This is a genomic window from Actinomycetospora corticicola, from assembly GCF_013409505.1.
Classification (GTDB): domain Bacteria; phylum Actinomycetota; class Actinomycetes; order Mycobacteriales; family Pseudonocardiaceae; genus Actinomycetospora; species Actinomycetospora corticicola.
Map to the genome: position 1 here is coordinate 1,660,414 of NZ_JACCBN010000001.1, position 12,868 is coordinate 1,673,281.

General features: G+C 74.8%; 12 protein-coding genes. 8 read left to right on the forward strand and 4 right to left on the reverse strand.

The window, feature by feature from the left end; genetic code table 11:
- Positions 1-44: 44 nt before the first annotated feature.
- On the forward strand, positions 45-1,421 hold the full coding sequence (locus BJ983_RS07905) for a transposase (RefSeq protein ID WP_281376260.1): 1,377 nt from the start codon (positions 45-47) through the stop codon (positions 1,419-1,421).
- A 146-nt stretch (positions 1,422-1,567) separates the two neighbouring features.
- Here BJ983_RS07905 and BJ983_RS07910 read toward each other — a convergent pair whose 3' ends face one another.
- On the reverse strand, positions 1,568-3,034 hold the full coding sequence (locus tag BJ983_RS07910; protein ID WP_179793314.1) for an NAD-dependent succinate-semialdehyde dehydrogenase: 1,467 nt from the start codon (positions 3,032-3,034) through the stop codon (positions 1,568-1,570).
- A gap of 188 nt (positions 3,035-3,222) precedes the next feature.
- Here BJ983_RS07910 and BJ983_RS07915 point away from each other — a divergent pair, with 188 nt between their 5' ends.
- Entirely contained in the window at positions 3,223-4,731 is a 1,509-nt protein-coding gene (locus tag BJ983_RS07915) for an FAD-dependent oxidoreductase (RefSeq protein ID WP_343053874.1), read from the forward strand.
- 90 nt (positions 4,732-4,821) lie between these two features.
- On the forward strand, positions 4,822-5,139 hold the full coding sequence (locus BJ983_RS07920; protein ID WP_179793315.1) for a hypothetical protein: 318 nt from the start codon (positions 4,822-4,824) through the stop codon (positions 5,137-5,139).
- Between the two features lie 93 nt (positions 5,140-5,232).
- Here BJ983_RS07920 and BJ983_RS07925 read toward each other — a convergent pair whose 3' ends face one another.
- Both BJ983_RS07925 and BJ983_RS07930 read right to left on the reverse strand, forming a co-directional pair.
- A complete protein-coding gene (locus tag BJ983_RS07925; protein ID WP_179793316.1) occupies positions 5,233-5,889 on the reverse strand; it encodes a VTT domain-containing protein in 657 nt (218 codons plus the stop codon).
- A gap of 44 nt (positions 5,890-5,933) precedes the next feature.
- Positions 5,934-6,545, reverse strand: coding sequence for a putative glycolipid-binding domain-containing protein (locus BJ983_RS07930; protein ID WP_179793317.1), 612 nt, complete (start codon positions 6,543-6,545; stop codon positions 5,934-5,936).
- Between the two features lie 68 nt (positions 6,546-6,613).
- Between BJ983_RS07930 and BJ983_RS07935 the strand changes: the two genes are divergently transcribed.
- Genes BJ983_RS07935 through BJ983_RS07955 form a run of 5 tightly spaced genes read left to right on the forward strand, consistent with a single transcriptional unit; the run spans position 6,614 to position 11,790 of the window.
- Complete coding sequence (locus BJ983_RS07935) at positions 6,614-7,825, forward strand: hypothetical protein (RefSeq protein ID WP_179793318.1); 1,212 nt, start codon at positions 6,614-6,616, stop codon at positions 7,823-7,825.
- Entirely contained in the window at positions 7,822-8,445 is a 624-nt protein-coding gene (locus tag BJ983_RS32145) for a DUF4129 domain-containing protein (protein WP_179793319.1), read from the forward strand. Before BJ983_RS07935 ends, BJ983_RS32145 begins: the two co-directional genes overlap by 4 nt.
- The gene (locus BJ983_RS07945; RefSeq protein WP_179793320.1) at positions 8,442-9,551 is read left to right on the forward strand and encodes a DUF4350 domain-containing protein; all 1,110 of its coding nucleotides are present in this window, start codon (positions 8,442-8,444) and stop codon (positions 9,549-9,551) included. The genes BJ983_RS32145 and BJ983_RS07945 overlap by 4 nt, the downstream gene beginning before the upstream one ends.
- Entirely contained in the window at positions 9,548-10,498 is a 951-nt protein-coding gene (locus BJ983_RS07950; RefSeq protein ID WP_179793321.1) for an AAA family ATPase, read from the forward strand. The genes BJ983_RS07945 and BJ983_RS07950 overlap by 4 nt, the downstream gene beginning before the upstream one ends.
- Positions 10,498-11,790 (forward strand): DUF58 domain-containing protein, encoded by a 1,293-nt coding sequence (locus tag BJ983_RS07955; protein ID WP_179793322.1) that lies wholly within the window; start codon positions 10,498-10,500, stop codon positions 11,788-11,790. The genes BJ983_RS07950 and BJ983_RS07955 overlap by 1 nt, the downstream gene beginning before the upstream one ends.
- 42 nt (positions 11,791-11,832) lie before the next feature.
- Here BJ983_RS07955 and BJ983_RS07960 read toward each other — a convergent pair whose 3' ends face one another.
- Complete coding sequence (locus BJ983_RS07960; RefSeq protein ID WP_179793323.1) at positions 11,833-12,828, reverse strand: stage II sporulation protein M; 996 nt, start codon at positions 12,826-12,828, stop codon at positions 11,833-11,835.
- Positions 12,829-12,868 lie beyond the last annotated feature (40 nt).

Consider the following 12,868-nt stretch of genomic DNA (forward strand, 5'->3'; position numbering starts at 1 on the left):
TCCGTCCGGTCGATCGTGACACCGGGTTCTTGCTGCCCCCGGACATGCGGGACTGGCTTCCGGAAGGCCATCTGGCATGGACGGTGCTCGACGCGGTCGACGCGCTGGACCTCAGCGCGTTGACCGGGTCCTACCGGCTCGGTGGGCGGGGCCGGCGGGCCTACGACCCGGCGATGATGCTGGCGCTGTTGATCTACGCCTATGCGGTCGGGGAGTCCTCGTCGCGCCGCATCGAGGCCCGCTGCGAGCACGACGTGGCGTTCCGGGTGATCGCCGCCGGGGACGCACCGGATCACAGCAGCATCGCCGGGTTCCGGGTCCGGCACCGGGACACCTTCGCGGACCTGTTCGTCCAGGTCCTGCGGCTGTGTCGGGAAGCGGGGCTGGTCAAGGTCGGCACCATCGCCCTCGACGGCACCAAGATGCGCGCCAACGCCTCCTCCGGGGCCAACCGCACCGCCGCCGGCATCAAGGCCGCGCTCGACGCCGAGACCGCCCCTGACGCCGAGACCGCCCCTGGGGCTGGGGGTGACGCGGCGGTGGTCGCCGAGCAGCTGCGGCGCGCGGAGGCGACCGACGCGGCCGAGGATGCCGAGTTCGGCTCCGATCGCGGCGACGAACCGCCGCCGGGGATGCGGGACCGGTCGGGGCAGCGGTCCCGGTTCGCGGCGGCCGCGGCGCGGATCGCGGCCCGCGAGGCGGCCGAAGCCGCCCAGCAGCAGGGGGCGCAGGCCCGCTACGAGCAGAAGGTCGCGGCGCGGGAGGCCTACCGGGCCGAACACGGCCGCAACCCGCGCGGGCGGCCCCCGAAGCCACCGGCCGCTCCCGATCCCGACCGCAAGCCGGGCCGGGCGAACACCACCGACCCGGACTCGGTGGTGATGGCGACCCGCCAGGGCTTCGTGCAGGGCTACAACACCCAGGTCGTGGCCAGCGAGGACCAGGTCATCCTGGACGCCGAGGTCGTCACCGACACCAACGACACCCAGCAGCTCGCGCCGATGACCCGCGCCGCGCTGATCATGCTGCGGCTGCTCGGGCTCGAGGTCCCGCACACCGTGCTCGCCGACGCCGGCTACTGGAACACCACCGCCATCACCGAGATGGACACCGCCCACGACCGAGGTCTCGGCCCGGAGCCGGTGGTGCCGCCCGACCGGGCGGCGCTGCGACCCGAGCCCGGCGGGCACGACCCGCAACGCCAGTCCACCCGCGCCCGGCGCATGCGTGAACGGCTCCGCGAACCCGACCGACGCGCCCACTACCAGCGCCGCTCCGGGATCATCGAACCCGTCTTCGGGCAGATCAAGCAACGCACCGGCGACCGGTTCCGGCTCCGCGGACTGGCCGCGGTCAACGCCGAGTTCAAGCTGATCGCGATGACCCACAACCTGCTCAAACTCCACGTCGCCAGCCCCTGAACCGCTGGGTGGCGGCGCCCTCCGGGCGCCGCCACCCCGCCATCAGCAACCCGCCGTCAGGAATCACCTACCGCGGGGCAGTCATCGAACTACAAAGTTCGACAGGCTCTGGAGCACGAATTACTACTCACGGGCGCGAAGCGCACCTACACGTTCATCGCCACGTACTTGACCTCGAGGTACTCGTCGATCCCGACGTCGCCGCCCTCGCGGCCGAGCCCGGACTGCTTGACGCCGCCGAAGGGGGCGCCGGCGTTGGACACCATGCCCTGGTTGAGCCCGACCATCCCGGCCTCGAGGCGCTCGGAGAGCCGGATCGCCCGCTGGAGGTCACGGGTGTACAGGTAGCTGACCAGGCCGAACTCGGTGTCGTTGGCCGCGCGGATGGCCTCGTCGTCGTCGGTGAAGGTGAAGATCGGGGCGACCGGCCCGAAGATCTCCTCCTTGACCAGGCGCGCGGAGGTCGGCACGTCGGCGAGCACGGTGGGCGGGTAGAAGTAGCCGGCCCCGTTGGGGATCTCCCCGCCGGTGCGGACCTTCGCGCCCTTCTGCACGGCGTCGTCGACGAGCTCGGCGACCTTGTCGCGCTGGTCGGCCTCGACGAGCGGGCCCACCTCGACGCCCTCGTCGACCCCGCGCCCGAGCTTCATCGACCCCATCCGGTCGACGAGCTTCTTGGTGAACTCCTCGGCGATGTCCTCGTGGACGTAGAACCGGTTGGCCGCCGTGCACGCCTCGCCGATGTTGCGCATCTTGGCGAGCATCGCGCCGTCGACCGCGGCGTCCACGTCGGCGTCCGCGCACACCACGAACGGTGCGTTGCCACCGAGCTCCATCGAGGTCTTGAGCACCTGCTTGGCCGACTGCTCGATGAGCTTCTGGCCGACCTCCGTGGACCCGGTGAACGACAGCTTGCGGATGCGGCCGTCCTCGATCAGCGGCCCCATCACCTTGCCGGTGGACTTCGTCGTCACGACGTTGAGCACGCCCTCGGGCAGTCCCGCCTGCGCGAGGATGTCGGCGAGCTTGAGGATCGTCAGCGGCGTGAGCGACGCCGGCTTGATCACCATGGTGCAGCCCGCCGCGATCGCGGGGCCGATCTTGCGGGTGCCCATGGCCAGCGGGAAGTTCCAGGGCGTGATCAGCAGGCACGGGCCGATCGGCTGGCGCATCACGAGGACGCGGCCGGAGCCGGTGGCATTGACCTTCCACTCGCCGCTGATCCGCACGGTCTCCTCGGAGAACCAGCGGAAGAACTCGGCGGCGTAGGTGATCTCGGCCTTCGACTCGGCGAGCGGCTTGCCCATCTCGAGGGTCATGAGCATGGCGATGTCGTCGGCCTGCTCGGTGATCATCTCGAACGCGCGGCGCAGGATCTCGCCGCGCTCGCGGGGGGCCGTGGCCGCCCATTCGGCCTGCTTCTTCGCCGCGGCGTCGAGCGCCGCCATGCCGTCCTCGGGGGAGGCGTCGGCGACCTCGCACAGGATCTCGCCGGTGGACGGGTCCTCGACCGGGAAGGTCTTCCCCTCCGCGGCGTCCCGCTCCCGGCCGCCGATCAGCAGCTTCTTCGGGACGTCCTCGATGACCCGTCGCTCGCGGTCGGCGTCGCTCATCTGTGCGCTCAGCTCCTCGTTCGTCTCGTACGGTCGGGATGAGAGTCCACGCACGTGTGCCCGGACGGTCGGCCGACTAGTCACGACCTCCCGGCCACGGTCCCGTCGTCGACGAGCAGTGCCCCGGGGAGCAGCGCCACAACCGCCAGCGGGGGCGCGTCTGACGCCGGGTCCCTACCCTCGGGGGCGTGTTCTCTCCGCACGTCGTGGTCGCTCCCCGCCCGGACCTGCCCCAGCGCGTTCCTGACGACGGGGCCGGGAAGGTCGTCGTGGTCGGCGGCGGCCTCGCGGGGGTGACCGCCGCGACCGTCCTCGCGGAGCGCGGGATGGACGTCGAACTGCTCGAGGGCGCCCCCCGACTCGGCGGGCGGCTCGGCACCTGGCCGCGCACGCTGCCCGACGGCACCGCGGTCACCGTCGAGCACGGCTACCACGGGTTCTTCCGGCAGTACTACACGCTGCGCGACGTCCTGCGCCGGATCGACCCGGACCTGTCGTTCCTGCGCGACGTCGGGGGCTACCCGGTGGAGAGCCGGGAGTGGGAGTCCGAGGACTTCACCGACCTGCCGACCACCCCGCTGGCCAACCTCGCCGCCCTGGTGTGGAAGTCGCCGAGCTTCCGGCTGCGCGACCTGCGCAAGGTCGACGGCCGCGAGGCGCTGGCGATGCTGCGCTACGACCCGGTGCGGACCTTCGCCGAACACGACCACCGCACGACGGCCGAGCTCCTCGACGCCTTCGGGTTCTCCGAGCGCGGCCGCGCCATGCTCTTCGAGGTCTTCGCCCACTCGTTCTTCAACACCGAGCAGCGTTACTCGGCGGCCGAGTTCCTCGCCATGTGCCACTTCTACTTCACCGGCAACCCCGAGGGCCTCGGGATGGACGTGCCGGTCGACCAGTACGACGCCACGATCTGGGCGCCCTTCGCCGCGCTGCTCGACAAGCACGGCGCGACCGTGACGACGGACGCGCGGGCCACCGTCGTCGTGAACGGCCCCGGCGGCTGGTCGGTCGGGGTCGAGGGCGGATCGACGCGCACCGCCCGTCACCTCGTCGTCGCCACCGACGTGCCCGGCACCCGCGAGCTGTTCGCCCGCTCACCCGGTTTCCCGACGACGGCTCCCCGGCTCGCCGCGCAGGTGGCCGAGCTGCCCGGCGGCGAGCCCTACGTCGTGGCCCGCCTCTGGTGCCGGGGCGACGTCGACGCCGCGCACGCCGACTTCACCGGCGTCACCCGCGAGCGCATCCTCGACTCGGTGACCCTGTTCCACCGCATCGAGGCCGAGTCGGCCGCCTGGGCCCGCCGGACCGGGGGCTCGGTGATCGAGCTGCACTCCTACGCCTGCCCGCACGAGGCCTCGCGCGACGAGCTGGTCGCCGAGATGCGCCGCGAGCTCGAGGGGCTGTGGCCGGAGTTCGGGGACCTGGAGGTCCTCGACGTCGACGCCCACCTCTACGCCAACGCGCCCGGCTTCGACCCCGGCTACCACGCGCGGCGACCCGGCGTCGTGACCGACGCCCGCGGTCTGCGCCTGGCGGGGGACTGGGTCGCCACCGACATCCCGTCGGCGCTCATGGAGCGGGCCGCCGTGACCGGGGTGCTCGCGGCCAACGACATCCTGCGCGAGGAGGGCGTGGCGCCCGAGCCGATCCGCTCGATCACGCCGCGCGGGATCCTGGCGGGGCGCACGGGGTGATCCACGCCGGGCGCGCCCGACCCGTCGTGGTCGTGCCCGCACCGCTAGGCTGCCGCTCGTACGACACGGCATCGTAGGAGAAGGAGCAGCGTGCAGACCCGACGGGTGACGTCCTTGCTGGTCATCGCGGCGGCCTCGGCGGCCGTGCTGTCGGGGTGCGTGTACGACGCCGAGCCGGCGCCGGGCTCGGCGGCCAGCCCCAACGTGTTCTCCACGGAGGGCTTCCCGCCGCCCGGCCCCGCGCCGGTGCCCGGGCAGATCACGCCGGGTCGCGTCGCCCCGCCCGCCCCGGCGAACGCGCCGCGCCCGGAGACCGGCCCCGAGGGACCGCAGCCGACCCCGTCGCCGCAGACCTCCGAGGTCGAGCCGCGCCCGACGAGCGCGCCCGCTCCGGCGCCGGGGAGCTAGACCCGACCTCCGTGGCAGGAAAGCGTCGTTGCTGTCGTCCCACGACAGCAACGACGCTTCGCTGTCACCGGGCCCGGCTGCACCGAGCAGGGGCTAGGTCGCCGACCCGTCGTCGGGAAGCGGGCGGCGACGGCGGCCCCGGGCCGAGATCAGGATCCCGATCAGGCCGAGCGTCCCGGAGATCCCGAACGCGATGAACGACTGCGGGGAGATGCCACCGCTCACCGCGTCGCCGAGGAAGACCACCGCCGCGGTGCCGGGGATGAGCCCGACGAGCGTGCCGATCAGGTAGGCGTGCCAGCGGACGCTCGTGACGCCGAGAGTGTAGTTCAGCGGCGCGAACGGGATGCCGACCAGGCGCGACGACGTGACCGTCAGCAGCTCCCGCTCGCAGAGCCGTTCCTCCAGCGCCTGCACCCGTTTCGGGCCCAGCCGCTGGATCGCCCGGCCACCGAGCCGGCGGGCGATCCAGAACCCGACGAGCGCCGAGACCATCGACGCCGCCACCGCGATTGCGATGCCCCACACCGGGCCGAACATCAGGCCCGCGGCGAGCGTGAAGGCGGTGCGGGGGATGGGCGTGGTGGTGATGGCGGCGTGCACCAGGAAGAAGATGAGCGGCGCCGTGGGGCCGACGGCGAGCACCCACTCGCGCAGTTCGGTCGGCGTCGGCAACGGGACGACCACCGCCACGACCACGGCCACCACGAGCAGACCGAGTGCCAGCAGGCCCCGCGTCCGGTTGCGCACGCCGTCCCTCTCGCTCGCCGGCTCCCGACGGGACCCCAGACTACTCAGCCGACGCGGGCGAACAGGCCCTGGTACTCGCGGACCATCCCGAGCGGATCGACGGTGAACACGAAGGATCCGTACAGCGGGTCCGCGTAGACCCAGCGGTCCTCGGCCTCACGCCGGTAGCTCTGCGCGACCCGCGAGACGGCGAGCGAGGGCACGTCGACCCAGGCGACGTCGAGCGTGCGCTCCTCGCCGACCGCGAGCCCGAGCCGCCGGACCACGAGGGTGTTGGTGAGCGGGCTGACCGAGACGTCGACGTCCACGCACCCGGTGAGCTCGGGCCATTCCCGGCCGTCGAGGGTCCAGCGCCCGAGCGCGTCGGCGGTCAGCGTGACGCGGTCGAGGCCGTCGCCACCGAGCGCCTCGAGGAAGCACGCCCGGGTCTGCCACCGGGCGTCGACGACCACGGAGAACCGGGTCGACCACGGCCGGGGGACCGCCTGTTCGCCGATCGGGCCGGTGTCGTCGGGAGAGTCCGCACCCAGCGCGGCGCCGTCGAGCAGGAACGCGGCGTCGGGCTGCTCGGGGGTCGGGTCCATCTCCGAGACCACGCCGTGGGCCAGTCCGTGGGGCTCGTCCAACCGGCGCCAGAGTGCGGTCCCGAGGGGCATCGCGACATCGTGGCACGATCGGTGGGGGACGAAGTCGATCAGGTCACCTCGGACGGGGAGGGAACGCCGTGAGCGAGCCGCAGGACCGACGCCTTCCCGACGACGGGTCCGGGTCGGGGTCGGAGTCGGGCTCGGGTTCGGGGCCGGGCTCGGGGGGCGTCCCGCCCTGGGACCCGGCCGACCGTCCCGCCGACCCGCCGTCCGACCGGCCCGCCACGGGCGGCTGGCAGAGCCCCGGCCCGTCCGCGTCCGGTCCTGCGCCCGCCACCCCGGGCGGACCGACCGGCCCGCCGCGGACCCCGCCGCCGGCCGGCGACCCCTGGGGCTTCGGCGGCCCCGTCAGCTCGCCGCGGCCCGGCATCGTGCCGCTGCGCCCGCTCGCGCTCGGCGAGCTGCTCGACGGCGCGTTCCAGTACATCCGGGCGCACCCGAAGGTCGTGCTCGGCGTCTCCGCGGTGGTCGCCGTCGTCACCACCCTCATCCAGGCCCCGTTCCAGGCCCTGTACGGGCAGTCGCTCGAGACGTTCGTCGGTCCGGCCGGGACGACGCCCGATCTCGCCCGGCTCTCCGGCCTGGTGGGAGGCGCCTCGGCGCTGCTCGGGGTGAGCGCGGTGGTCGGGCTGCTCGCCAACACGGTGCTGACCGGCCTGCTCGTCGTCGTGCTGTCCCGCTCGGTGCTCGGCGCGCCCGTCGACGCGCGCGAGTGCTGGTCCGCCGCACGCCCGCGGCTACCCGGGCTGCTGGGCGTCGTCGTGCTGGTGGCGCTGGTGAGCCTGGTCGCGTTCGCGGTGTTCCTCCTGCCCGCGGGACTCGCGTACCTGGCCGGCGCGACCACGCTCGCCGCCGGTCTGGGCGTGCTCGGCATCCTCGTCGGCGCCGCCGCCACGCTCGTCGTGAGCGTGCTGCTGGCCCTCGCCGCGCCGGCCTACGTCCTGGAGGGGATCGGCGTGGTCGCCGCTCTCTCCCGGTCCCGTCGGCTCGTCACCGGACGGTTCTGGCCGATCCTCGGCACCCTGCTGCTCACCTACGTGATCGTGCTGATCATCGCGTCGATCATCGGCATCCCGTTCGGCGGCGGTGCGGCCGCGGTCGCCGCGGCGATGGGCACCAGCCCGTACGCGTTCGTGCCGCTGCTGATCACCTCGATCGGCAGCGTCATCGGGACGGCGCTCACCGCCCCCTTCCAGGCCGGCGTCACCGGGCTCCTCTACATCGACCAGCGCATGCGCCGTGAGGGCTTCGACATCGAGCTGCAGCGGGCCGCTCACGGGCTGGCGTGATCCCGGCCCCGCCGCCGTTCACCCCGACCGCCGACGAGGCCCGGGACCTGGCGGCGCGCGAGCTCGCGAAGACCGCCTACCGGGCGCGCGAGCCCGGCGTCCTGGAGCGGGTCGGGCAGTGGCTGCTCGACCGGCTCGACGACCTGGTCGCGCTGCTCACCGCCCAGCGCCTCGGCGGGGCGGGCGGCGTGCTGGTGGTGGTCGCGCTCGTGGTCGTGGCCGTCGTCGTGGTGCGGTGGCGGCTCGGGCGCGCCTCCCGGGCGGCCCGCACGGCGTCCGCCTCGCTGGACGCCACGGGGCTGACCGCCGCCGACCACCGCCGCCGCGCCGCGGAGCACGCCGACGCGTGCCGGTACGACGAGGCCGTGCGCGAGTGGATGCGCGCGCTGGTCCGCGACCTGGAGGAGCGGGACGTGCTCGCCGCCCGGCCGGGGCGGACCGCCGGGGAGGCGGCCCGCGAAGCGGCGGCCGTCCTGCCGGCCGCGGACGCGGCGTTGACCGACGCGGCGCGGTGCTTCGACGAGACGGTCTACGGCGGGCGCCCCGCCGACGCCACCGCGGTCGACCGCATGCGGGCCGCCGACGCCGTGGTGCGCGAGCAGCGGGTGGCCGTCGGGTGACCCTGCTCGTGCGCGCCCGGCGGGCCCGCGGGCCGCTCGTGACCGGCGTGCTCGTCCTCCTCGCGGCCGTGGTGCTCGCGATTGCCGGTGCGCGGGCCGGTCAGGGCCTGCTGCAGCCCGGCGGCGTGGACCCCGCGGGCAGCGGCGCGCTCGTGACGGTGCTGCGCGAGCAGGGCGTACGGGTGGACGTCGTGACCCGCCCCGAGGACGTCGTCGGCGCCGGTGGGGACACGACGGTGCTCGTCGCGTTCCCGGGCCGGCTCGCGACGACGGGTCGGATCGCCCTGGCGCACAGCGGCGCCGACGTCGTGCTGGTCGCCCCGGACGCCGCGACCCTGGAGGCGCTCACCCCCGGCGTGCGCGCCGCCCAGGCACCGCCGGACCTGCTCACCACCGGCGTCGTCCCTCCGCCCGCCTGCCCGCTGCCCGCCGCGCTCGCCGCCGGTCCGCTCACCCTCGACGGCGCGGTCTACGAGGTCACCGCGCCCGCCGTCGGGTGCTACGCCGCCGAGGGGGTCGCTCCGCTGGCGGTCAGCGGGCGGACGGTGGTGATCGGGTCGCCGACGCCGTTCACCAACGAGGCGCTCGACCGCGACGGCGCGGCCGCCCTGACGATGACGCTGCTCGGCGCCCACCCGCGCGTGCTCTGGTACCTGCCCGACCCCGGCGCCGACGGGGACGCCTCGCTCGCCGACCTCGTGCCCCGCGGATGGCTCTGGGGCACGGTGATGCTGCTGCTCGCGGGCGGCGCGGCCGCACTGTGGCGGGGTCGCCGGCTCGGGCCGGTGGTCGCCGAGCGCCTGCCGGTGCGGGTCGCGGCGGCCGAGACCACCCGCGGTCGCGCCGCGCTCTACCGGCGGATCGGGGCCCGCGGCCGGGCCGCCGCGGTGCTGCGCGCCGACGCCCGCCGACGTCTCGCCGCCCGGCGCGGCCTCCCGCCGGACGCACCCACCGAGGCCCTCGCACCCGGCGTCGGGAAGGATCTCCTCGACGGCGCGGACCCGACCGACGACGCGGCCCTCGTGCGGCTGGCCGACGATCTCGACGAGCTCCTCGGAGACGCAGCACAGCGGAGCTCGACCCGAACAGACAGGAGTGCTCCGTGACCCCCGACGAGGCCCGCGAGGCCCTGACTGCACTGCGCGGCGAGGTGGCGAAGGCGGTGGTGGGGCACGACGCCGCCGTCACGGGCCTGGTCATCGCCCTGCTCTCGCGCCGGCACGTGCTGCTGGAGGGCGTGCCGGGGGTGGCGAAGACGCTGCTGGTGCGCGCGGTCGCCGCAGCCTGCTCGCTGGAGAACCGCCGCGTGCAGTTCACGCCGGACCTCATGCCCGGCGACGTCACCGGCTCGCTGGTCTACGACGCCGGGACCTCCGCGTTCGACTTCCGGCCCGGTCCGGTGTTCACCAACCTCCTGCTCGCCGACGAGATCAACCGGACGCCGCCGAAGACCCAGGCGTCGCTGCTCGAGGCGATGGAGGAGTTCCAGGTCTCGGTGGACGGGACGCCGCGGCCCCTGCCCGACCCGTTCGTCGTCGCCGCCACCCAGAACCCCGTGGAGTACGAGGGCACCTATCCGCTGCCCGAGGCCCAGCTCGACCGGTTCCTGTTCAAGCTCGTGCTCGACCTGCCCGCGCGGGACGACGAGATCACGGTGCTCGAACGGCACGCCGGTGGCTTCGACCCCCGCGACCTGTCGGCGGTGCGTCCGGTTGCGGGCTCCGAGCACCTGACCACGGCGCGGGCGGCGGTCGGGGCGGTCGCGGCGCGCCCGGAGGTGCTGGCCTACGTCGTGGACGTGTGCCGGGCGACCCGGACCTCGCCGTCGGTCGCGCTCGGCGCCTCCCCGCGCGGCGCGACGGCGCTGCTGGTCGCCGCGCGCGCCTGGGCCTGGCTCGCCGGCCGCGACTACGTCACCCCCGACGACGTCAAGGCCTGGGCCCTGCCCGTCCTGCGCCACCGGCTCGCGCTGCGCCCCGAGGCCGAGCTGGAGGGCGTGACCACGGACGGCGTGGTCACCGGGGTGCTCGACTCGGTCCCCGTGCCGCGCTGATGGCCGTCTCCGGGCGGTTCGCACTGGCGGTGGTGGCGGGCGCCCTCGTCGTGGGCCTGCTCGTGCCGTCGCTCGCGGGCGTGCTCGGGATCGTGGCGGCGCTGCTCGTGGCGGTGGTGATCGACGTCGTGCGGGCCGGGTCGCCCGCGGCGCTGCGCCTGGAACGGGCCGAGGAGCTGGTGCAGGTGCGGCTCTCCGAGGAGGCCGCGACCACGCTCGTCGTGGCCAATCCTTCCCGACGGCGGGTGGTGGGGGTCGTGCGCGACGCCTGGCCGCCCTCGTGCGGCGCGCGTGCCGAGGTGCACCGGCTCGACGTCCCGGCGGGGGAGCGCCGGCGGGTGACGACGACGCTGCGGCCGTCCCGCCGCGGCGAGCACGCGGCGGCGCTGGTGACGGTGCGGGCGTGGGGGCCGCTCGGGTTGGCCGCGCGTCAGGGGTCGCGCGCGGTGGGCGGCCGGGTGCGCGTGCTGCCGGAGTTCGCCTCCCGGCGGCACCTGCCGGCCCGGCTGGCGCGCCTGCGGGAGCTGGACGGACGGCGGGCCGTGCAGGTCCGGGGCGCCGGCACCGAGTTCGACTCGTTGCGGGAGTACGTCCGAGGCGACGACGTGCGCTCGATCGACTGGCGGGCCTCCGCCCGCTCGACGTCCACCGTGGTGCGGACGTGGCGTCCCGAGCGCGACCGGCACGTGCTCGTCGTGCTCGACACCGGCCGCACGTCGGCGGGACTGGTGGGGGAGGCACCGCGACTGGACGCGGCGCTCGACGCGGCCCTGCTGCTGGCGGCGCTGGCCGCGCGGGGCGGGGACCGGGTCGACCTGCTGGCGGTCGACCGCGCGGTGCGGGCCTCGGTCATCGGCGCGCGGGACCCGCTGCCCGCGATGACGACGGCCCTCTCCGGCGTCGAGCCCGCCCTGGTGGAGACCGACATGCGGCTGCTCGCGGCCACCGTGCTGACGCGGGCCTCGCGCCGGTCGCTGGTCGTGCTGTTCACCGGGCTCGACGACGCGGCCGTGGCGGAGGGCCTGGAGCCCGTGCTCGGCCCGCTGCTGCACCGGCACACGCTGCTCGTGGTGGGCGTGGCCGACCCGGTCGTGGACGCGCTCGCCGACGGGCGGGGCTCGGGGGAGGCGGTCTACGGGGCCGCGGCGGCGACCGTGGCGCGGGAGGAACGGCGGGCCGTCGTCGGGCGGTTGCAGCGCCGTGGGGTCGAGGTCGTGGACGCCCTGCCCGACGACCTCGCGCCCGCCGTCGCCGACCGGTACCTGGCGCTGAAGGCCCGCGGCCGGCTCTGACTCCGCCCCGCCCCGCCTCGTGACAGCAAAGCGTCGTTGCTGTCACTGGACGCCAGGAACGACGCTTTCCCGTCCTGTGGGGGAGTCGAGGACGTCCGCCCGCGTGCGCAGCACCCGCCGGCCGTGCAGCACGTAGGCCACGAACAGCAGCCACGCCAGGACACCGACCCCGATGCGGGCCCACGTGGGCAAACCCGACGGGGTCACGAACGCCTCGATGACGCCGGAGATCAGCAGCACGCCCACGAGTCCGAGCGCGATGCCCACCGTGATGCGCGCCTGCCGGGCGAGCGACCGGGCACGGGTGAGCGGCCCCGGGTCGATCCACGACCACCCCAGCTTCAGCCCCGCCCCGGCCGCCACGAAGACCGCGGTGAGCTCGAGCAGGCCGTGCGGGGTGATGAGTCCGAGGAACAGGTCGAGGCGGCCGTTCGCGGCGAGGATGCCGCCCGAGATGCCGACGTTCACCACGTTCTGGACCAGGATCCACAGCACCGGGAGCACGAGCACCCCGGTGATCAGGCAGGTCGCGGCGACGAGAGCGTTGTTGGTCCAGACCCGGGCGGCGAACGAGGCGGCCGGGTTCGACGAGTAGTACGACGAGAACTCCTCGTCGACCAGACGGCGGGTCTCCTCGGGCGAGGCGATGGCGCCGGCGACGTCGGGGTTCACCGCCACCCAGGTGCCGACCAGCACCATGATCGCGACCGAGAGCAGTGCCGTCGGCACCCACCAGCGCGCGGACGCGGCGAGTGCGGCCGGGAACTCCTCGGTGACGAAGCGGCGCACCACCGCCCAGCTCCACGGCGTCGTCCCCAGCACCGCCGACCGGGCGCGCGCGACGAGCGAGGAGAGCCGGGACACGAGGGCCGGGTCGGGGGAGGACGACCGGACGACCGACAGGTGGGTCGCGGTTCGGCGGTACAGGTCGAGCGCCTCGTCGGCCTCGTCCGCGCTCCACCGGCGCCGGCCCCGGAGCAGCCGCTCGAGCCGGTCCCACTCCGCGCGGTGGGCGTCGGTGTAGGCGTCGACGTCCACTCGCGGAACCCCTCTCCGTCGTCGTGCCCCGTCGCTGCGC